Annotated in this window: 17 protein-coding genes and 1 tRNA gene; 13 read left to right on the top strand and 5 right to left on the bottom strand. The window is 67.3% G+C overall.

Going from position 1 to position 20,157, the window contains the following annotated elements; genetic code table 11:
* Window positions 1-239 precede the first annotated feature (239 nt).
* The 3 genes from ACZ5TO_RS00340 to ACZ5TO_RS00350 all read left to right on the top strand — a co-directional run bounded on the left by ACZ5TO_RS00340 (window position 240) and on the right by ACZ5TO_RS00350 (window position 4,086).
* Entirely contained in the window at window positions 240-2,237 is a 1,998-nt protein-coding gene (locus tag ACZ5TO_RS00340) for a methyl-accepting chemotaxis protein (protein ID WP_464799146.1), read from the top strand.
* Window positions 2,238-2,415: 178 nt separating this feature from the next.
* Window positions 2,416-3,885, top strand: coding sequence for an ATP-binding protein (locus tag ACZ5TO_RS00345; RefSeq protein ID WP_464799147.1), 1,470 nt, complete (start codon window positions 2,416-2,418; stop codon window positions 3,883-3,885).
* 124 nt (window positions 3,886-4,009) lie between these two features.
* Window positions 4,010-4,086, top strand: a tRNA-Arg gene (locus tag ACZ5TO_RS00350).
* 71 nt (window positions 4,087-4,157) lie between these two features.
* On the opposite strand, the gene ACZ5TO_RS00355 is transcribed toward ACZ5TO_RS00350, so the two are convergent.
* Window positions 4,158-5,600 (bottom strand): serine hydrolase domain-containing protein, encoded by a 1,443-nt coding sequence (locus ACZ5TO_RS00355; RefSeq protein WP_464799148.1) that lies wholly within the window; start codon window positions 5,598-5,600, stop codon window positions 4,158-4,160.
* Between the two features lie 223 nt (window positions 5,601-5,823).
* Between ACZ5TO_RS00355 and ytfQ the strand changes: the two genes are divergently transcribed.
* The 6 genes from ytfQ to ACZ5TO_RS00385 all read left to right on the top strand — a co-directional run bounded on the left by ytfQ (window position 5,824) and on the right by ACZ5TO_RS00385 (window position 12,523).
* On the top strand, window positions 5,824-6,786 hold the full coding sequence (gene ytfQ, locus ACZ5TO_RS00360; protein WP_184145705.1) for a galactofuranose ABC transporter, galactofuranose-binding protein YtfQ: 963 nt from the start codon (window positions 5,824-5,826) through the stop codon (window positions 6,784-6,786).
* A gap of 109 nt (window positions 6,787-6,895) precedes the next feature.
* On the top strand, window positions 6,896-8,422 hold the full coding sequence (gene ytfR / locus ACZ5TO_RS00365) for a galactofuranose ABC transporter, ATP-binding protein YtfR (RefSeq protein ID WP_464799149.1): 1,527 nt from the start codon (window positions 6,896-6,898) through the stop codon (window positions 8,420-8,422).
* A complete protein-coding gene (locus tag ACZ5TO_RS00370; RefSeq protein ID WP_184145703.1) occupies window positions 8,419-9,447 on the top strand; it encodes an ABC transporter permease in 1,029 nt (342 codons plus the stop codon). Before ytfR ends, ACZ5TO_RS00370 begins: the two co-directional genes overlap by 4 nt.
* Complete coding sequence (gene yjfF / locus ACZ5TO_RS00375; RefSeq protein WP_184145702.1) at window positions 9,444-10,412, top strand: galactofuranose ABC transporter, permease protein YjfF; 969 nt, start codon at window positions 9,444-9,446, stop codon at window positions 10,410-10,412. Before ACZ5TO_RS00370 ends, yjfF begins: the two co-directional genes overlap by 4 nt.
* Before the next feature lie 55 nt (window positions 10,413-10,467).
* Window positions 10,468-11,175 (top strand): FadR/GntR family transcriptional regulator, encoded by a 708-nt coding sequence (locus tag ACZ5TO_RS00380; RefSeq protein WP_184145775.1) that lies wholly within the window; start codon window positions 10,468-10,470, stop codon window positions 11,173-11,175.
* 100 nt (window positions 11,176-11,275) lie between these two features.
* Complete coding sequence (locus tag ACZ5TO_RS00385) at window positions 11,276-12,523, top strand: alpha/beta hydrolase (protein WP_464799150.1); 1,248 nt, start codon at window positions 11,276-11,278, stop codon at window positions 12,521-12,523.
* Window positions 12,524-12,573: 50 nt separating this feature from the next.
* On the opposite strand, the gene ACZ5TO_RS00390 is transcribed toward ACZ5TO_RS00385, so the two are convergent.
* Together ACZ5TO_RS00390 and spdA are read right to left on the bottom strand one after the other, a co-directional pair.
* Window positions 12,574-13,209, bottom strand: a complete 636-nt coding sequence (locus tag ACZ5TO_RS00390) for a DUF1236 domain-containing protein (protein WP_184145700.1) — start codon at window positions 13,207-13,209, stop codon at window positions 12,574-12,576.
* Window positions 13,210-13,330: 121 nt separating this feature from the next.
* Window positions 13,331-14,137 (bottom strand): 2', 3'cyclic nucleotide phosphodiesterase SpdA, encoded by an 807-nt coding sequence (spdA, locus tag ACZ5TO_RS00395; RefSeq protein ID WP_464799151.1) that lies wholly within the window; start codon window positions 14,135-14,137, stop codon window positions 13,331-13,333.
* Window positions 14,138-14,290: 153 nt separating this feature from the next.
* On the opposite strand from spdA, the gene ACZ5TO_RS00400 reads away from it, so the two are divergent.
* Together ACZ5TO_RS00400 and ACZ5TO_RS00405 are read left to right on the top strand one after the other, a co-directional pair.
* A complete protein-coding gene (locus ACZ5TO_RS00400) occupies window positions 14,291-15,325 on the top strand; it encodes a proline racemase family protein (protein ID WP_464799152.1) in 1,035 nt (344 codons plus the stop codon).
* A 130-nt stretch (window positions 15,326-15,455) separates the two neighbouring features.
* A complete protein-coding gene (locus ACZ5TO_RS00405) occupies window positions 15,456-16,094 on the top strand; it encodes a FecR family protein (RefSeq protein WP_464799153.1) in 639 nt (212 codons plus the stop codon).
* Here ACZ5TO_RS00405 and ACZ5TO_RS00410 read toward each other — a convergent pair.
* Both ACZ5TO_RS00410 and ACZ5TO_RS00415 read right to left on the bottom strand, forming a co-directional pair.
* Window positions 16,091-17,932, bottom strand: coding sequence for a CHASE2 domain-containing protein (locus tag ACZ5TO_RS00410; protein WP_464800429.1), 1,842 nt, complete (start codon window positions 17,930-17,932; stop codon window positions 16,091-16,093). The genes ACZ5TO_RS00405 and ACZ5TO_RS00410 overlap by 4 nt on opposite strands.
* Window positions 17,933-17,946: 14 nt before the next feature.
* Complete coding sequence (locus ACZ5TO_RS00415; RefSeq protein WP_464799154.1) at window positions 17,947-18,651, bottom strand: Crp/Fnr family transcriptional regulator; 705 nt, start codon at window positions 18,649-18,651, stop codon at window positions 17,947-17,949.
* Window positions 18,652-18,848: 197 nt separating this feature from the next.
* Between ACZ5TO_RS00415 and ACZ5TO_RS00420 the strand changes: the two genes are divergently transcribed.
* A complete protein-coding gene (locus ACZ5TO_RS00420; protein WP_464799155.1) occupies window positions 18,849-19,274 on the top strand; it encodes a DoxX family protein in 426 nt (141 codons plus the stop codon).
* A 132-nt stretch (window positions 19,275-19,406) separates the two neighbouring features.
* The gene (locus tag ACZ5TO_RS00425; protein ID WP_184145694.1) at window positions 19,407-20,105 is read left to right on the top strand and encodes an orotate phosphoribosyltransferase; all 699 of its coding nucleotides are present in this window, start codon (window positions 19,407-19,409) and stop codon (window positions 20,103-20,105) included.
* Window positions 20,106-20,157: the final 52 nt, after the last annotated feature.

Raw genomic sequence — 20,157 nt, forward strand, 5'->3', positions numbered from 1 at the left:
GCGCCCGCGCGCCGCGCGCCCGCCGCTGCCGGGCGGGGCCAATACCTGCTTCACGTAAGGTAAGGACAAGACCTTGAATTTCTACGGGTTCTGCCGGGCGAGGAAAATTAGAGAAAAAGCATATGCTTGGCCGCGTCACGAACCTGTCAAAATCTAATTAACTTTTAGCATTTACCTTTCTACCCGAAGGCGAATGGCCGGGCCGTTTCGCCACCTCTTTCCTGCCTTTGGAGTGCGACGTGAAGATACGCGGCAAGATTTACCTCATCGTGGGCGTCATGGGCCTCATTTCCGTCCTCATCGGCGGCATCGCCGTCCATGTGGTCTCGGAATACAGCGAGAAGCTGCGCCTTTACGAGAATGCCGCGGACCGCGCCTTCCTCGGCGAGCACCTCAACCGGCAGGTCACGGCCGTGGTCATGGAAGCGCGCGGGGTCTATGCCTCCAAGGACACCGAGGGCGCCGCCAAGTTCGCCGAAGGCATCGGCAAGGAGCTCGACGGCATCGACCGCACGCTGAACGAATGGCGTCCGCTCGTGCCGGAAGCGCAGAAGGCCGCCTTCGACGCCGTCGTCGCCCGCGCCGCCGAATTCCGCACCTTCCGTGCGGAGACCGCGCGTCTCGGCACGGAGGTTTCCCCGGCCGCCGCCAACGAACAGGGCAACAACGAGGGCAACCGCGCCAACCGCAAGGCCTTCCAGAAGGAGATCGATGCCGTCGTGGCGACGGACAACGAGAACCTGACGGCGATCCGGGCGGACGTCGCCGCCTTCGAGACGACGATGCTGATGCTGGTGCTCGGCACGATCGGCGCCGGCCTCGTGCTCGGCGGCGGCATTGCCTTCTACATCGCCACCAACGAACTCAGCCGCCCGATCCGGAACGTCACCGACACGATGAAGCGGCTTGCCGGCGGCGATCTCGATACGGAAGTGCCCTATGCCGGCCGCAAGGACGAGATCGGCGAGATGGCCGAGGCCGTCGCCGTCTTCCGCCAGAACGCCATCACCGTGCGCGACCTCAATGCCCAGGAGCAGATCCTGCGCGAGAAGAGCGCGGACCTGCAGTCCTCCATCGCGACCGTCGTGCATGCCGCCGCCGCCGGCGATTTCTCCTCGCGCATTGCCAAGGACTACCAGAACGAAGACCTCAACCGCTTCGCCCGTTCCGTCAACGAGCTCGTCGCCGGCGTCGAGGAAGGCATTGCCGAAACCCGCCGCGTGATCGGCGCGCTCGCCGAGGGCGACCTGACGCAGACCATGGACGGCAACTTCCGCGGCGCCTTCGCCGAATTGCAGCAGAACGTCAACACGACGCTCGCCACGCTCCAGCGCACGATGCGCGAGGTGCGCGCCTCGACGGATGCGATCAACGCCAATTCCGGCGAGCTGCGCACCGCCTCCGACGACCTATCCAAGCGCACCGAGCAGCAGGCCGCCGCCCTCGAGGAGACCTCCGCCGCGCTGGAGGAGATCACCGCCGCCGTCAAGAACTCGACGGAACGGGCGAACGAGGCGAGCGTCATGGTGGGCGAGGCGACGCAGAGCGCCACCCAGTCCGGCGCCATCGTGCGCAACGCCATCGACGCCATGGGCCGCATCGAGCAGGCGTCCAGCGAGATCAGCCAAATCATCTCGGTGATCGACGAGATCGCCTTCCAGACGAACCTTCTCGCGCTGAACGCCGGCGTGGAAGCGGCGCGTGCCGGGGAAGCCGGCAAGGGCTTCGCCGTCGTCGCCCAGGAAGTGCGCGAGCTCGCCCAGCGTGCCGCCAGCGCCGCCAAGGACATCAAGGGCCTCATCACCAAGTCGGGCAGCGAGGTCTCGGTCGGCGTCAAGTACGTGCAGGAGACGGGGGCGGCGCTTTCCGACATCGAAGGCCGCGTCGTCACCATCAACGACCGCATCCATGCGATCGCCACGGCCGCGCGCGAGCAGGCGACGGGCCTCCAGGAAATCAGCACCGCCATCAACCAGATGGACCAGGTGACCCAGCACAACGCGGCGATGGTCGAGGAGACCTCGGCGGCCACCCACAAGCTGAAGGGCGAGGCCGACGGGCTTGCCGATCTCGTCGCGCGCTTCCGCACCGGCGAGGCCGTCCAGCGCGTCGCGGCCGTGCGGGCGGAAACCCGCCCGGTCGAATCGCCCGCCCGCCGCATGATGGGCAATGTCGCCCGCGCCTTCGGCGGCGGCGGTTCCGCCGCGGCGGCACAGGAGAACTGGGAAGAATTCTGAGAAGAGCCGGCATTCCCGGATCTGGCGCGGCGGTCGGAGGACCGCCGCGTTCTCGTTTTGCCTAGCTTTTTGCGGGCGCGTTGGAAAATTTGCCGCAATCTCCTATAATTGGCTGTCGGCTGTGGCCGAGGGCGCCCGCGGCCGGGCGCCGCGATGCGGCATGTCCGGGAGTTGAACGATGATGGACAGAGACGCGACGCCGTCCTTGACCGAGACGCCGGTGCCGGCGGTCGGTTTCCTGTCCGGCCTTTCGGGCAAGCTGCTGCTGCTCACCGCCGTCTTCGTGATGATCGCCGAAGTGCTGATCTTCGTGCCCTCGGTCGCGAACATGCGGCTGATGTGGCTGCGCGACCGGCTGAACACGGCCGCCGCCGCCAGCGTCGTCATCGAGGGCCTTCCCGACCAGGAGCTGCCGCGCCCGGTGCAGGAGGAAACGCTGCTGGCAACCGGCACGAAGGCGATCGTGCTGAAGAAGGCCGACGCCTCGCGCATGGTCGCCGCCGTCGACATGCCGCCGAGCGTCGATGCGCAATACGACCTTTCCGACGTCTCGCTGCCCACCTCGATCTACGATGCCTTCGACACGCTGCTCTTCGGCGGCGAGCGCGTCATCCGCGTCTACGGCCCGGTCGGCGAGACGACGACGCGCATCGAACTGCTGCTCGACGAAGGTCCGCTCCGGCGCGCCATGCTGCGCTATGCGCGCAACATCTTCATCATCTCCATGGTCATCTCGCTGATCACCGCAAGCCCGATCTTCTTCGCGCTCAACCGGCTGCTGATCCGCCCCATCCGCGGCATGACCGCCAATATCCGGCAATTCGCCGCCGACCCGTCCAATCCGGCGCGCGTGCTGGAGCCTTCGGGCGGGCGCGACGAGATCGCCGTCGCCGGCGTCCACCTCGCCGCCATGCAGCAGACGCTGCAGCGCACGCTGAAGGAACAGAAGAACCTCGCCGATCTCGGCCTTGCCGTCTCCAAGATCAACCACGACATGCGCAACATCCTCTCCTCGGCCCAGTTGATGTCCGACCGCCTGTCGGATGTCGACGACCCGGTGGTCAAGCGCGTCGCGCCGAAGCTCCTGCGCAGCATCGACCGGGCGGTGGGCTATACCAACGAGGTGCTGTCCTACGGGCGCATGCGCGAGCCCGAGCCGCGCCGCCGGTTCGTCGCCCTCCATCCGCTGGTGCAGGAGGTCTCCGAGGTGCTGTCGCTCGATGCGCGCGGCGATATCGCCTTCGTCGCGCAGATCGAGCCGGGGCTGGAGGTCGACGCCGACGGCGAGCAGCTCTTCCGCGTCATCCACAATCTCTGCCGCAATGCCGTCGAGGCGCTCACGCAGGATCCCGGCATCGAGCGGCGCACCGTGCTGGTGAGCGGGCTTCGCACCGGCAGCGTCGTCTCCATCGCCATCGAGGACAATGGCCCCGGCATGCCGGAAAAGGCGCGGGAAAACCTCTTCGCCGCCTTCCGCGGCTCGGTGCGCTCCGGCGGCACGGGCCTCGGCCTTGCCATCGCCCGCGAGCTGGTGCTTGCCCATGGCGGCACGATCGCGCTGGTGGAGAAGGCGACGCCCGGCACGCTCTTCCGCATCGAGCTGCCCGACCGTCCCGTCCCGCTCGACGCCTTCCGCCACCGCGCCTGACCGTCCGGCTTCATGACGGCGCGATGAAAAAAGTGCACTTTTTCTCCGAAAGGCGCTTGCAATAACCCCGCGCACCCTTTAGAGAACCGCCTCGCAGCCGGGCACAACGCCCGCCACTGCCAGCGCACCCGTAGCTCAGCTGGATAGAGCACCAGACTACGAATCTGGGGGTCAGGAGTTCGAATCTCTTCGGGTGCGCCATTTCATTTTCCCAAAGCAAATCGGTTTTGCAGGCGCAATCATCTTAGCTTGATGAGCCGGGTTTCGTCCGGCTATAGCTGCCAGGTGATGGACTGGATTTTCATCGGCTGCGGCGGGCCGCAGAGGGCCTTGGCGACGATTATGCCTGCCGATGCGGGCAGGTGGAGTTCGAAGCGGCCGAAGCCGCCGTCGGCGCCGTCCCGGTCGGCGGGCAGGATCTTCATGTTTCTCACGTCCGGCGTGCCGGCTTTTTCGCGGATGGCCGCAAGGTCCGCGGCGCGTTCCGCATAGGGCCGGTCGAGGGCGACGTTTTCCAGGAAGATCGTGTCGGCGAGGGCGTCGTCCCAGCCGTCCGCGACGAGGCGGCAGAGGCCGGCGGCGAGCGTGCGCACGGCCGCGGGCGGCTCGACGGCCGAGGGCTCGTTGTCGAGGGCGGCTTCGAGCAGGCGTTCGAGGGCGGCGGTGACGGGGATCCAGGCGCCCGAATAGGTGGCGTTCTCGAAAGCGAGCACGCCGAGGCCGGTCTGCGGATGCCAGCGCATGTGCGCGCTGAAGCCGGGATAGCCGCCGGAATGGCTGACGATCGCGCCGAACCGCGCGTCGTGCTCGATGTTGAGGCCGTAGCCGTAGCCCCTCAGGCGCAAATCCTCGCCGGGGCCGGGCGTCATGACGCAGTGGATATGCTGCATCTCGCGCCGGCTGGCGGCGGAGAGGGGGCCGTCTTCCGCAGCGTCCGGCCGGAAGGCTTCGGAAAGCCAGTTCGCCCAGCGCACGAGGTCTCCCGTCGTCGTGACGGCGCCGCCGATGGCGGAGAAGGCGCCGGGCCCGGTGAAGGGGAGGGGCTGCCAGCCGGCCTCCGTCTGGCGGAAGCCCATCGCCATCCTGCCTGCCGGGACGGCGGCCGGATCGAAGCCCGTCTCCTCGAGGCCGAGCGGCTGGAGGAGGTTTTCGGTGACGAAGGCGGGATAGGACTTGCCGCCGACCTCCTCGATGACCCGGCCGAGCAGCGCATAGCCGAGATTGGAATATTCGAAGCGCGTTCCCGGCACGGCGGCAAAGCGCACGCCCGCGCGCAGCACCGCGTCGAAGGCGGCGGCGCTCAGCGATTCCTGTCGGTCCGCCCAGGGGTCGTCGGTCGGAAGCCCGCCGGACATGGAAAGGAGCATGCGCAGCGTCGGGGCCTCGGGCCTGCCGGCCGGCAGCGTGGGGGTGAGCGCCGGGACGTAGCGCGTCACCGGCTCGTCGAGCGAGAGCCGTCCCCGGTCGCGCAGCAGGAGTATGGCCGCGGCGGTGAAGCTCTTGGTGCAGGAGGCGATGCGGAACCGGGCGCCGGAGCCGGGCGGATCGCCCGCTGCGCCGGCATCGCCGAAGCCGCCCTCATGTACCGTTCCCGTCGCGTCGAAGAGGGTAAAGCGGGTCGCCGGCGCCGCCTTCCCGGTGACGCGGTCCTTGAAGATGCCGGCGATATTCGCGGCAAGCGCGTCCGGCTGCGGGAGGTCGTCGAAGCGTTTCATGAGGCATCCTTCGGCCGGCGGGACGGTGCGGCGGCTTGCAGATATAGCTGCGTCGCGGCGCAACGGGAATCGCTTTCCGTAAGGCGCGCCTGCCTGAAAACCGGGGCCTTCACCGCGTCGAGCAGAAAAATCGCGCGCGGTTTCATTTTGACGGTTTACAATAGTAATACAATATGATGTTTTAGCCGCGCTGCTGAGGAGCAGCTTTCTTTGGGAGGATATCATGAAGTTCAAACTAGCACTTGCCAGTGCAACGATCCTTGCTGCCTCGATGTTCAGCGCCGCATCCGCCGCCGATCTCACCGTCGGCTTTTCGCAGATCGGGTCTGAATCCGGCTGGCGCGCCGCCGAGACCACGCTGACCAAGCAGCAGGCCGAAGAGCGCGGCATCGACCTGAAGTTCGCCGATGCACAGCAGAAGCAGGAAAACCAGATCAAGGCGCTGCGCTCGTTCATCGCGCAGGGCGTCGACGCCATCCTGATGGCGCCGGTCGTCGCCACGGGCTGGGACGAAGTGCTTCAGGAAGCCAAGGATGCCGACATTCCGGTCATCCTGCTCGACCGCAAGGTCGATGCGTCGGACGACCTCTACCTGACCGCCGTCACCTCCGACACCGTTCACGAAGGCAAGGTTGCCGGCCAGTGGCTGGTCGATACGGTCGCCGGCAAGCCGTGCAACGTCGTCGAACTGCAGGGCACGACCGGCTCCTCGCCGGCCATCGACCGCAAGAAGGGCTTCGAGGAAGCCATTGCCGGCCACGACAACCTGAAGATCGTCCGCAGCCAGACCGGCGACTTCACCCGCACCAAGGGCAAGGAAGTCATGGAAAGCTTCCTGAAGGCGGAAGACGGCGGCAAGAACATCTGTGCGCTCTACGCCCACAACGACGACATGGCCGTCGGCGCCATCCAGGCGATCAAGGAAGCCGGCCTCAAGCCGGGCAAGGATATCCTCGTCGTCTCCATCGACTCGGTTCCGGATATCTTCCAGGCGATGGCCGCCGGCGAAGCGAACGCCACGGTCGAACTGACGCCGAACATGGCCGGCCCCGCCTTCGACGCGCTCGAAGCCTACCGCAAGGACGGCAAGGTTCCGCCGAAGTGGATCCAGACGGAATCCAAGCTCTACACCCAGGCCGACGACCCGATGAAGGTCTACGAAGCCAAGAAGGGCCTCGGCTACTGATCTCTCCCGGGACCTTGCGGCCGGTTCGTGATCGGGCGCAAGGTATCCACCTGACACGCCGCTCTCCTTGCGAGGGCGGCGTGCGGCAATCGTCACACGGGTGGGGATCATGCAGCCGGTGAATTCCTATGTTCTTTCGGCGACGGGGATCGACAAGATCTTCCCGGGCGCCAGGGCGCTGAACGGCGTCGATTTCTCCCTGCGGCGCGGCGAGGTGCATGCCCTGCTCGGCGAGAACGGCGCGGGCAAGTCGACACTCGTCAAATGCCTCACCGGCGCCTACCGGCGCGACGGCGGGCGCATCCTGCTCGACGGCGCGGATATCGATCCGCAGAGCACGCTGGAGGCACAGAACCTCGGCATCGGCACGGTCTACCAGGAGGTGAACCTGCTGCCGAACCTGACGGTCGCCGAAAACCTCTTCCTCGGCCGCCAGCCGAAGCGCTTCGGCCTTATCGATACGCGCGAGATGAATCGGCGCGCCCGGGCGCTGCTTGCCGAATACGAACTCGACATCGACGTCACCGCCGAGCTTGCCGCCTATTCCGTGGCCGTGCAGCAGGTCGTCGCCATCGCCCGCGCGGTCGATCTTTCCGGCAAGGTGCTGATCCTCGACGAACCGACCGCCAGCCTCGACGCGCATGAAGTGGCCATGCTCTTCCGCATCGTGCGACGCCTTCGCGAGCGCAGCCTCGGCATCGTCTTCATCACCCATTTCCTGGAGCAGGTCTACGACCTCTCCGACCGCATCACCGTGCTGCGCAACGGCCAGCTCGTCGGCACGCGCGAGACGGCGGACCTGCCGCGCCGCGACCTGATCGCCATGATGCTCGGCCGCGAGCTGGTCGAGGAGGTGGCGACGGAGCACGCCGCCAAGGCGGCGGACGGCGAGGTGCGCTTCCGCTTCCGCGGCTTCGGCCGCAAGGGCCATATCGAGCCCTTCGACCTCGACGTGCGCGCCGGCGAGGTGGTCGGCATTGCCGGCCTGCTCGGCTCGGGGCGCACCGAGACGGCGGAAATCCTCTTCGGCGCCGAGCGCGCCGACAGCGGCACGGCGGAAACGTCCGGCCGGGGGCTCGACCTGTCCTCGCCGCGCGCGGCGATCCGCGAGAAATTCGGCTTCTGCCCGGAAGACCGCAAGGTCGACGGCATCGTCGGCGACCTTTCCGTGCGCGAGAACATCGCGCTCGCCCTACAGGCCCGGCGCGGCTGGGCGCGGCCGATCAGCCGTGCCGAGCAGGACCGGCTCGCCGACCAGTACATCAAGGCGCTCGACATCCGCACCTCGGATCGCGAGAAGCCGATCAAGCTGCTGTCCGGCGGCAACCAGCAGAAGGCGATCCTCGCCCGCTGGCTGGCCACGAACCCGGATTTCCTCATCCTCGACGAGCCGACGCGCGGCATCGATGTCGGCGCGCATGCGGAGATCATCCGCCTCATCGAATCCCTCTGCGAGAAAGGCATGTCGCTGATCGTCATCTCCTCGGAACTGGAAGAACTGGTCGCCTATTCGCACCGCGTCATCGTGCTGCGCGACCGGGCGCATGTGGCCGAACTCGTCGGCGAAGAGGTCACCACGGCCGGCATCGTCGAGGCGATCGCGGCCTCGGCCTCGGCCGGGAGGGCGGACGCATGACATCGACCCTGAAGGCCTACGCCGTCCGCCTCTTCCCGCAGGTCGCCGCGCTCGTCGTCATCCTCCTGATGGTCTCGTTCGCCTTTCCCGATTTCTTCCGGCTCGAGATGCAGAACGGGCGCCTCTACGGCAGCCTGATCGATATCCTCAACCGCGGCGCGCCCGTGGCGCTGCTCGCCATCGGCATGACCGTGGTGATCGCCACCAAGGGCATCGACCTTTCGGTCGGCGCCGTCATGGCGATCTGCGGGGCGGTCGCCGCCGCCTGCATCACCTCCGGCTACGGGCTGGTCGGAACGCTGCTCGTCACGCTCGGCACGGGCATCCTGTGCGGCCTGTGGAACGGCGTCCTCGTCGCCGTGCTGGATATCCAGCCGATCATCGCCACGCTCGTGCTGATGGTCGCCGGCCGCGGCATCGCGCAGCTCATCACGGAAGGGGCGATCCTCACCTTCAACGATCCGGGCCTCATCTTCATCGGCAGCGGCTCCCTGCTGGGCCTTCCCATGCCGGTCGTCATCTGGCTCGTCTTCGGCCTCGTCGTTTCGCTCGTCGTGCGCCGCACGGCGCTCGGCATGCTCATCGAGGCGCTCGGCGTCAACCGGCGCGCCTCCATGCTGTCGGGCGTTTCGACCGGGGTACTGCTGATCGCCGCCTATGTGCTGTGCGGCCTGTGCGCGGCCATCGCCGGCATCATCGCGGCCGCCGACATCCGCGGGGCCGACGCCAACAATGCCGGGCTCTGGCTCGAACTCGACGCGATCCTGGCGGTCGTCGTCGGCGGCAATTCGCTGCTCGGCGGGCGCTTCTCCATCGCCGCCTCGCTGCTCGGCGCGCTCATCATCCAGTCGGTCAACACGGGCATCCTGCTGTCGGGCTTCCCGCCGGAATTCAACCTCATCATCAAGGCGGCGATCATCGTCCTGATCCTTGTCATCCAGTCGCCGCGCGCGCAGTCGGCCTTCGTCTTCCTGTCCCGCTCGCAAGGGGCAGCGCCGGCCAAGACGGAAGAGGAAGCGAAATGAACCCGCGCTATTTTCCGCTCGCCGCCACCATCGCGATCTTCATCGTCGCCTATGCCGTCTGCATCGGCCAGTATCCCAACATGCTGTCGACGCGGGTCATCGGCAATCTCCTGACGGACAACGCCTTCCTCGGCATCGCGGCGGTCGGCATGACCTTCGTGATCCTGTCGGGCGGCATCGACCTTTCCATCGGCGCGGTCATCGCCTTCACCGGCGTCTTCCTCGCCGTGCTTCTGGAAAAGACGTCCATCCACCCGCTCGTCGCCTTCGCGCTGGCGCTCGCCATCACCACGGCCTTCGGCGCGCTGATGGGGGCGATCATCCATCACCTCGAAATGCCACCCTTCATCGTCACGCTCGCCGGCATGTTCCTGGCGCGCGGCATGGCCTTCGTGCTGTCGATCGATTCGATCCCGATCAAGCATCCGTTCTACGCCACGCTGAAGGGCATCTACTACAAGCTGCCGGGCGGCGGGCGCATCACCTTCATCGGCGGGCTGATGCTCGTCGTCTTCGCGGCCGGGATCCTGATCGCCCACCGCACCCGCTTCGGCGCCAATGTCTATGCGCTCGGCGGCGGCGCGCCGACGGCCCGGCTGATGGGCGTTCCGATCGGCCGCACGACGATCCTCATCTACGCCCTCTCCGGCTTCCTTGCAGGTCTCTCCGGCATCGTCTTCTCGCTCTACACCTCCGCCGGCTATTCGCTGGCGACGGTGGGCGTGGAGCTCGACGCCATCGCCGCGGTGGTCATCGGCGGCACGCTGCTGACGGGGGGCTCCGGCTTCGTTGCAGGCACGCTGGTCGGCATCCTCATCCAGGGGCTCATCCAGACCTACATCACCTTCGACGGCTCGCTGTCGAGCTGGTGGACGAAGATCCTCATCGGCCTCCTGCTCTTCGCCTTCATCCTCCTGCAGAAGGGGCTTATCCACCTCACGGACCGGCGGAGGCGACATGCCTGACGCGGTCCGGGACTAGGGAGGTCGGCCGGTGCGCAGGAAGGGCCTGATCGAAACGATGATGAGCGGAACGGGGGCGCGCACCAGCCATTCGCAGGTCGTCCACGAACTCGGCAAGGCCATCGTTTCCGGCGAATTCCCGGTCGGTGCGACGCTTCCGGGCGACCAGGAACTGGAGGCGCGCTTCGGCGTCTCCCGCACCGTCCTGCGCGAAGCGATGAAGACGCTCGCCGCCAAGGGCCTCGTCGTGCCGCGCGCCCGCATCGGCACCCGCGTGACGCCGAAGGACCAGTGGAACCTCTTCGACAGCGATATCCTCACCTGGCATTTCGCCGTGGGCGTCGACCAGGGCTTCCTGCTGCATTTGAGCGAAATCCGCCTCGGCTTCGAGCCGCAGGCCGCCGCGCTCGCCGCCCGCCATGCGGGCGAAGCGGATATCAACCAGATGATGCTGCTCGCCGTCGCCATGGGCGATCCGGACCATACGGCCGAGACGCTGGCGCTCGCGGACCTGCGCTTCCACCTCGCCGTCATGGAGGCCTCGCGCAATCCCTTCATGCGCACCGTCGGCAGCCTGATCGAGGCGGCGCTCGCCGGCGTCTTCAAGCTGAGCTCGCCGGCGGCCGACCGCGGCAAGATCGGCGACGTGGCGGCAAGCCACATGCGCATCGTCGAGGAGATCCGCCGCCGCGACGAGGAGGGTGCCCGCCGCGCCATGGAAAACGTCATCCGCGTCGGCCGCGCCCGCATGACCGATACGGCGTGACCGATATGCCACGCGGGCCCGCCAATCTTTTCCCTCGCCTTCAAAACCCGCCGCCGCTCGGCTAAGCAGGAAGAAACGGGTTAGCGGAAGGACGCGGGCCATGACGAACCGCCGGATGCCGCGCGTATTGCGTCGCGTGATCTTCGCCGGGCTGCTGGCGCTGGCCGGATGTGCCGGCCGGCCGGAAGGCGTGCTGGTGCCGAGCGGCAAGGTGGCGCCGGGCGTTTCCACCGTCGACCTGCTCGTGGCGACGACGCGCGCGCCCTCGCGCGTGCCGGGCGTCCTCTTCTCCGGCGAGCGCGGCTCGGACATCGAGTTGCGCGAGATCGTCGTTTCCATTCCGCCGGACGGCAAGCGCAAGGTCGGGCAGGTTCAATGGCCCTCCAAGCTGCCGGCCGATCCGGAGAAGGATTTTGCGACCGTCAGCGTCGAGCCGCTCGATGCGGCAAGGGCCGGGCGGGTCTGGCTCGACCGCAACCTGCCGAAGAGCCGGCGCGTGCTCGTCTTCGTCCACGGCTTCAACAACCGCTACGAGGACGCGGTCTACCGTTTTGCGCAGATCGTGCACGATTCCAAGACGGACGCGGCGCCGGTGATCTTCACCTGGCCCTCGCGCGCCAGCATCTTCGATTATTCCTACGACAAGGAAAGCACCAACTATTCGCGCGATGCGCTGGAGGAACTGCTGCGGGCGGTCGTCGCCAAGCCGGAGGTGGGCGAGGTCACCGTCATGGCCCATTCGATGGGGACGTGGCTTGCGGTCGAGACCTTGCGGCAGATGGCGATCCGCGACGGGCGCGTGCCGAAGAAGATCCAGCAGGTCATCCTCGCCTCGCCCGATCTCGATGTCGACGTCTTCGGCCAGCAGCTTCGCGCCATCGGCGAGCCGCGGCCGCATTTCACCCTGTTCGTCTCGCGTGACGACCGGGCGCTGACCCTCTCGCGGCGCATTTCCGGCAATGTCGACCGGCTCGGCCAGATCAACCCGGCCGAGGAGCCCTATCGCAGCATGCTGGAAAAGCAGGGCATCACCGTGCTCGACCTGACGGCGCTCAAATCCGGCGACCGGCTGAACCACGGCAAGTTCGCCGAGAGCCCCGAAGTGGTGCGTCTCATCGGCAACCGCCTGATCGACGGGCAGACGGTGACGGATTCCGAGGTGGGCCTCGGCGAGCGGCTCGGCGCCGTCGCGCTCGGCACGGCCCAGACGGTCGGCAGCGCCGCAAGCATCGTCGTCTCCACGCCCATCGCCGTCTTCGATCCGGTGACGCGCAAGAACTACGACGACCAGTGGCGGCGCCTCGGCAATTCCGTCGAGGATACGACCGTCACCGCCGTCGGCCAGTAAAAAGGCGGCCCTGAGGGGCCGCCTTGCTGTTGCCTGCCGGTCCGGCGATCTTACCGGACCCAGAGCACCTGCCGCGTGCCGCGGTCGACGAGGACCGGGCGCTGGTCGACATAGATGTAGCCGTAGTTCGGGTTTTCCGGCACTTCGACGATCTGTACCGTGTCGGGAACCGTCACGCCGGCCTCGACCGGGCCTTCCAGCACGACGGGCTCGACGGGATGGCGCTCGACATAGGTGATGGTCGCTTCCGGAATGTCGGACGAGACGCTGGCCGTCGTGCCCATGTCGGGCGCGTAGATCACCTGGCGGCTGTCGGCCCGCACGATCACCGGGCGGTTGTCGACATACACATAGGCAAGGTCCGGATGGTCCGGGATCGGCGTCAGCGCGACGGTGTCGTCGAAGCGGGTATCGACGCTCACGGGGCCTTCCAGCACCACGGGCGGCGTCGGGTTGTCCATCACATAGACGCGGGCATCCTCGGGAACGGCGGCTTCCGCGCCGATGGCAGCGCCGGCGACGCCGCCGACGATGGCGCCGACCGGACCGCCGATGACGGCACCGGCCGCCGCGCCCGCAGCCCCGCCGGCTGCGCCGCCGAAGGCTTCCTTGTCGCGGTCGTCGGCATGGGCCGCGGTGGCGCCGATAAGGGCAAGGGCCGCGCCGGCGATGAGAATCTTACGCATGTTCTTCTCCTTCGAACGTTGGGTTTGCCACCCCTTCGGCGGAGAGAACGTAAGATGCCGGCCTCGGTTCCCGCAGAACGCGGACGGACCTTCACGATGTATGACGCCCGTTAATCCCGTCTCAGGCGATGGCCGGGTCGCGCCGGGCGATCTCGTAGTCCTCGTTGTGCACCTGAAGTCCCTCTTCCGTCACCACGACGATGCCGTAGGCGCCCGGCTCGTCCACCGAGAGCGAGGCGTTGGGCATGTCGAAGGGCATCGGCTGCTGGTGCACCGGGCTCTTGAAGATCGAGAAGGGGATGCCGCGATGCGAGCCGCCGATCGTGCGGTGCACATGGCCGGCGAAGATATGGCGCACATTGCCGTGCCTCAGCACGAGATCGTAGAAGGCGTCCTCGTTGCCGAGGCGGATCGCATCCATGCCGGTAAAGCCCGTCCTGTGCGGCGGGTGATGCATGAAGAGAAGGACCGGCAGTCCGTTCGCCGTCGCCAGCGCCCGCTCGAGCCAGGCGAGGCGCTTTTCGCAGAGATAGCCGGCATGGCTCATCGGATAGTCGTAGGGCGGGGCGAACAGCGTATCGAGCAGCACCGCGCGGCAATCGGCAAAGTCGATGACCTGCTGCACGAAGCCGTCCTCATCCGGCGCGACATGGGAAAAGGTCTCCAGGAAGCGCTCGCGGTAGTCGTGGTTGCCGATGGTGATGGCAGCGGGCGGCACGAGAAGGGAAAGGAGGTCGCGCAGGCGCTCGTAGGACAGCGTGTCGGCGCGGTGCGTCAGGTCCCCGGTGATGATCACCCGGTCGGCATCGGCATGATAGCGGTTGACGTGCTCTATGCCGGCGAGCAGCCTCTTGCAGGGATCGAGGCCGATGATCGTCGTGCCCTCGGGCACCATATGCAGGTCGGTGAAGACGATGAGCTTGGTCATGGAAGGGTCTCTCGGGCGGGATGCCTCCGCCGGCCGGCGGATGCCTTTTCGTAGCGCGCCAATGGGCCGCATGAAAAGCTGTTGGAACCGTGTCCGATCTGATATATCAGAGGACGGAAAGCCGGACGGCCGGCGCGAACGGAGCGATACGACATGAGATGGAAGCGCACGATCCAGTTGCTGGACGTTCATTGCGAGGGCGAGATCGGCAAGGTGGCGATCGGCGGCGTGCCGAAGATCCCCGGCAACACCATCGCCGAGCAGCTCAACCACATCAACACGGTGGACGACAGCCTGCGCCGCTTCCTGTGCCTCGAGCCGCGCGCGGCCGCGACCGGCTCGGTGAACCTCCTCGTGCCGGCCAAGCGGCCCGAGGCGGATGCCGGCTTCATCATCCTCCAGGCCGACCAGGCCCATGCCTCCTCCGGCTCCAACTCGATCTGCGTCACCACGGCGCTCCTCGAATCGGGCATCGTCGAGATGAAGGAGCCGGAAACGGTCGTCGTGCTCGACACGGCCGCCGGCCTCGTCAAGGCGACGGCGACCTGCCGCGACGGGCGCTGCGAGAAGGTCAAGCTCACCATGGTGCCCTCCTTCGTCGAGGCGCTGGACGTGGAGATCGACACGCCCCACTGGGGCCGCGTGCGCTTCGACATCTCCTATGGCGGCATCTTCTATGCGCTGGTCGACGTCGACCAGATCGGCACGAAGATTGAGAAGGCCAATGCCCGCGCGCTGGTCGATGCCGGCATGGCGCTGAAGGACCTCATCAACAAATCGATGACGATCGTGCACCCGGAAATCCCGGAAATCAGCGGCGTCGCCTATGTCATGTTCCGCGACCGCGACCCGGACGGCCTCGTGCGTACCGCCACGACCATGTGGCCGGGCCGCGTCGACCGCTCGCCCTGCGGCACCGGCAACTCCGCCAACCTTGCGACGCTCCACGCGCGCGGCCTCGCCAAGGTCGGCGACACGTTCCGCTCGCGCTCGATCATCGGCTCGGAGTTCGAAGTGGGGCTTGCCGGCGAAACCACGGTCGCCGGCCGCAAGGCGATCATCCCCACCATCACCGGCCGCGGCTGGACCTTCGGCCTGCACCAGATCGCGCTCGACCCGAGCGACCCGCTGGCGAACGGCTTTGCCATGACGGACACCTGGGGCCCGCAGGCCGGTGAGATCCGCTGACCTGTTCCGCGGGGAACAGCGGCGGGAGGAGGCGTGGCGCATAGAATGTTCGGAAGACGGGCACGCGATTGACGCGCGGGCCTGCCTGGGGTCCAATCCGTTTCCGGCCCGTTCCGCGAAAGGCGCGACGATGCGAACGCTCGATGCTCTCCAGCCGCTCTTCCTCAGCCGCAGGCTGTTCGTTGCGGGCGGCGTGCTCGCCCTGACGGGCCTCGGCATCGGCGCGTCCCGCGCCAATGCCGTCATCGGCAAGGCCGTCGAGGTCACCGGCGAGGTCACCCGCCGACAGGCGGAGCGCCGCGAAGGCCTGAAGGCCGGCGCAAACCTGATGGACCACGATTTCGTCGCGACGGGCCGGGAGAGCTTTGCCGAACTTGCCCTCGGCGACGACACGAGCCTCCTCCTCGGCAGCGAGACGGAACTTCTCATCGACAGCTTCATCGCCGGGCAGGGCGGCATCATCGAGCTCGGCATGGGCCAGATGGTCTTCGACCGGCCGGAAGGCCTTGCCAAGATCGACCTTTCCATGCGTACGGCCTTCGGCATGATCGGCGTGCGCGGCACGAAATTCTTCGCCGGTCCCAATCGCGGTGTCTTCGCCGTCTTCGTCGAGCACGGCCGCGTTTCGGTCACCGGCGGCGGCGTGACAAGGGAGGTCGGCCGCGGCGAGGGCGTGGAGATCAGGACGCCGGGCGCGGCCCCCGGCGTCGTCACGCAATGGGGCAAGGCCCGCATCCGCGAGGCCTATGCCAGCGTCGGCCTGCACTAATCCAGCGTGAAAAGCTCCATCGTGCCGAAGCCGCGGATTTCGTGGCTGCCGATGGCGCGGAGCGCCCGGGCCGTCTCTTCTGCGGCACGTGGGCCGATGCAGATCTGCGTTCCAAGGAACTTGTTGGCATCCTGAAGCCGGGCGGCAAGGTTCACCGCGTCGCCGTGCGCCGTATAGTCGAGCTTGCCGCCGGCGCCGACTTCCCCCAGCACGGCCATGCCGGTTTCCACGCCGATGCGCGTGCGGCCGAAATCCTTGTCGCGGAAAAGGGGGCGGCGGCGCATCTCCTCGGTGAGCGTACGGATTTCGCCAGCGCAGGCAATCGCCCTGTCGACATGCCGGTCGAGGTCGTCCGGCGCGTTGAAGAGCGCATGGACGGCATCGCCCACCACCTTGTCCACCATGCCGCCGTGCCTTGCGACCAGCGCGTTCACCTCGGAAAAGTAGATGTCGAGCAGCTTGACGAGGTCGTGCGGGCCGATCTTCTGGGCGAGCGTGGAGAAGCCCTCGATATCGGTGAAGAGCGCCGTCACCTGCCGCTCCTCGCCGGCGACCCGCTCCATCTCCGGATTGTCGATGTAGCGCGAGACCACCGATTGCGGCAGGTATTGCGCAAAGCGCTGGCGCGCCGTCGCCTCGGCCCGGCGCACATGGGCATACTGCAGGAGCCCGGTCAGGAGTGCCGCGGTCGCGACGATGAGCGCGACGCCGGGCGCATCGGCAAGCAGCCCCGTGCGGATATAGAGCAGCACCGAGGCGGCGAAGACGAGGCAAATGAGACCGATGCCGGAAAGCGCCGCGCCGATGGGCCGCAGCCGGAAGGCCGCGAGGGCGGCGAGCGCGCCCATGGCGAAGGCGAAGCCCGCTTCGAGCGGCGGCAGGGCGGCACCGCGCATCGGGACGCGGTCGGATAGGATCGCGGTTGCGACATCGGCGTGGATCTGCACGGAGGGTTCGAGCGGCATGGAGGCGCTGGTCCTGAGCCCGCCGAGATTGGGCAGGCTGCTGCCGATCAGCACCACCTTGCCGGCGATCCTTTCCGCCGGCACGCTTCCTGCCACCACGTCGGCGGCCGAAAGGGTGCGCGCGCCGATCCCCGCCGCCCCGCTCGCCACGAAGCGCAGGCTCCCGTCCTCGTCGAGCCGGATGACCTGCGAATCCTGCCGGAGCCACGGTGGGTTGCCGCCGAGGATCGGCGTATGCGCCCCGGCCGCCAGCCGTGCGGCTTCGACGCCGAGCGTCGGATAGGCCGCATTGCCGAGGACGGCATAGGCCTGCACGCGGCGCACCACCGCATCCTCGTCGCCGACGAGGAAGGCGGCGGCAGCGGCCGCGGATTTCTCCTGTAGGAAGGCGCAGGAACTTTCCGTGCCGTCGATGAACCAGAGGTCCGGCGCGACGACCGGCCGTTGCAGGGCGAGCCTTGGAACGGGGCGCGGCGCGGCATCCGGCGTCTCGCCGATGAGGAAGCCGAGCACGGTCGGCACCCTGCCCATGGCTTCGGCGAGCGCAGCGTTCGCCGGCTCGTCGGGCCTGCAATCGGTGCTGAAGATGAAGTCGAAGGCGATGGCCGCCGGCTTTGCGGCGGCAAGCCTGTCGATCAGGTCGGCGGTCTGCGCCCGCGTCCATTCCTTCTCCGGCGCGCTCTGGAAGGCCTTTCGGTCGATATCGACGACGGCGATCCGGTCGCTCACCGGTGCCGGCATGGCCTGCGTGAGGGCGTCGAAATAGGTTTCCCGCTGCCGTTCCAGCGCGTCCCCGCCGAGAAGGAAGAGCGCCGCCGCGCCGGCAAGGCTTGCCACGAGGCCGGCGGCAAGGGGTCTTTGTCGCTTGGCGATCATGGCCGCCACGGCTAGCCGTCGTCCGGTTCGGCGATGTCCTGGAGCCGGCCGATATGGCAATGGACGATGCCGTCGCTACGGCGGATGGCGCCGGCCTCCTCCAGCGCGAGGATGGAGCGGTTGATCTTCGGCCGGCTGGCGCCGAGGATGCCGGCAATCTCGGTCTGGCTCAGCGGAAGCTGGAGATTGGCGCTCTCCGGCAGGTCCTCGCCGTGGATGGAGCGCAGCGTCGAAAGGAAGAAGCGCGCGACGCGGGCGTCGAGGTCGTAGAGCGCGATGGTCTCGAGCTGCTCCGTCGTCTCTCGCAGCTTGGTGCAGAGATAGTGGATGGTGGCGAGCGCGGCGGAAGGGTTGCGCGCCAGAAGATCGAGGAAATCCCGCTTGGCGATGACATAGCCTTCCGTCGCCACGGCCGCCGTCGCGTCCGCCGAGCGCGGCTGGCCGTCGAGGATCGCCATCTCGCCGAGCACGGCGCCGGGCTCGAGCTGGCGCAGCGACAGCTCCTTGCCCTGCGGCGTGAGGAGCGAGAGCTTGATACGGCCGGAGACGAGCGCGATGAGATAGGCGCCCTCGTCGCCGCGCTGGAAGATCACCGTGCCGGCCGGCCATTTGCGGTAGGCCGCGATGGACGCGACCTCATCGATCGTCTCTTTGCCGAAGCCCTCGAAAATCGGAAAGGATCGCCAGAACGCGGCACTCTTGTTGATCTCGTGCATATCCGGTTTCCCCCGGCCGCCGGCGGGCCGCCCGGCGGAAATCTTCCCCTAGCTGTTCGGCGCTTGCAACAGAAAAGAGCGGCACGGCATCGTTCACAAAAAGAGAACGATCTGTCGTCCGGACGCCAGTCTATCTTGACGATGGAAAGCCCGGTATTTCTCCGGCCAACGCAAACGCCTGCAACCAGGAGCCATCCATGTCCCAGAACGCCGTCATCCTTATCGGCCGCATCCTCCTCGCCCTCATGTTCCTCACGTCCGGCTTTCCCAAGCTCGTCGACCCGGCCGGCACGGCCGGCATGATCGCCGGCGCCGGCCTGCCGGCGGCCACCGCGCTCGCCTATCTCGCCGGCATCTTCGAGCTCGTCACCGGCCTCTTCATCCTCGTCGGCTTCCAGACGAAGATCACCGCATACCTTCTCGCCGTCTTCTGCGTCTTCACCGCCCTCGTCTTCCACAGCGGCGCGATCAACGTCCCGGATTTCCCGGAAGGCGCCAACGGCCTGCTGACCGTCTTCAACGGCCTGATGATGTGGAAGAACATCACCATTGCCGGCGGTTTCCTCATTCTCGCCGCCTTCGGCCCCGGTCTCATCTCCGTGGATGCCCGCCGCGCCGCCTGAGAGCGACGATACCGGTCTGATCCTCCAGAAACCCTTCCCGGCCCGCCGGGGAGGGTTTTTCGTTGCCGGGATGCTGGAAAGCCGCCGCTCTTGCTGCTATGCGCTCGACAAGACAGCCAGCGGGAGATGCCGATGTTTTCCAATTCCTTTCCGGACAAAGACGTGATGGCGGAGCTGATGGCCCGCATGCTGTGGGAGATCAAGGCGGTGCATTTCCGCCCCGAGGAGCCCTACAAGCTCGCCTCCGGCATGGCCTCCCCGGTCTATATGGATTGCCGCAAGCTGCTCTCCTATCCGCGCATCCGTTCGGCGATCATGGATTTCGCCGCCGCGACCATTACCCGCGAGGCCGGCTTCGAGCGCTTCGACGTCATCGCCGGCGGCGAGACGGCGGGCATTCCCTTCGCCGCGCTGCTGGCCGACCGGCTCGGCCTGCCGATGGTCTATGTGCGCAAGAAGCCGAAGGGCCACGGCCGCAACGCGCAGATCGAGGGCGTGATGGCCGAAGGCGCGCGCGTCCTCGTCATCGAGGACCTCGTGACGGTCGGCGGCTCGATGTTCACCTTCATCGACGCGATCCGCGCGGCCGGCGGCGTGGTCGATCACGGCATGGCGCTCTTCTATTACGGCATCTTCCAAGAGGCCGAGGCCCGCTATGCGAACGGCGGCGTCAGGCTGCACCATGTCGGCACCTGGCGCGACGTGCTCTCCGTCGCGCGGGCGGAAAAGCTCTTCGACGACGCGACGCTCGCCTCGGTCGGCGCCTTCTTCGATGCGCCGCTCGCCTGGTCCGCCGCCCATGGCGGCGTTGCCGAGCTGCCGACGTCGTAAAAGCCTCTGGCGCTTTTCGCCGTCATCGTTTAAATCGATTGAAAATCGATGG

The sequence above is a fragment of the Shinella sp. Sh6 genome (assembly GCF_055392685.1).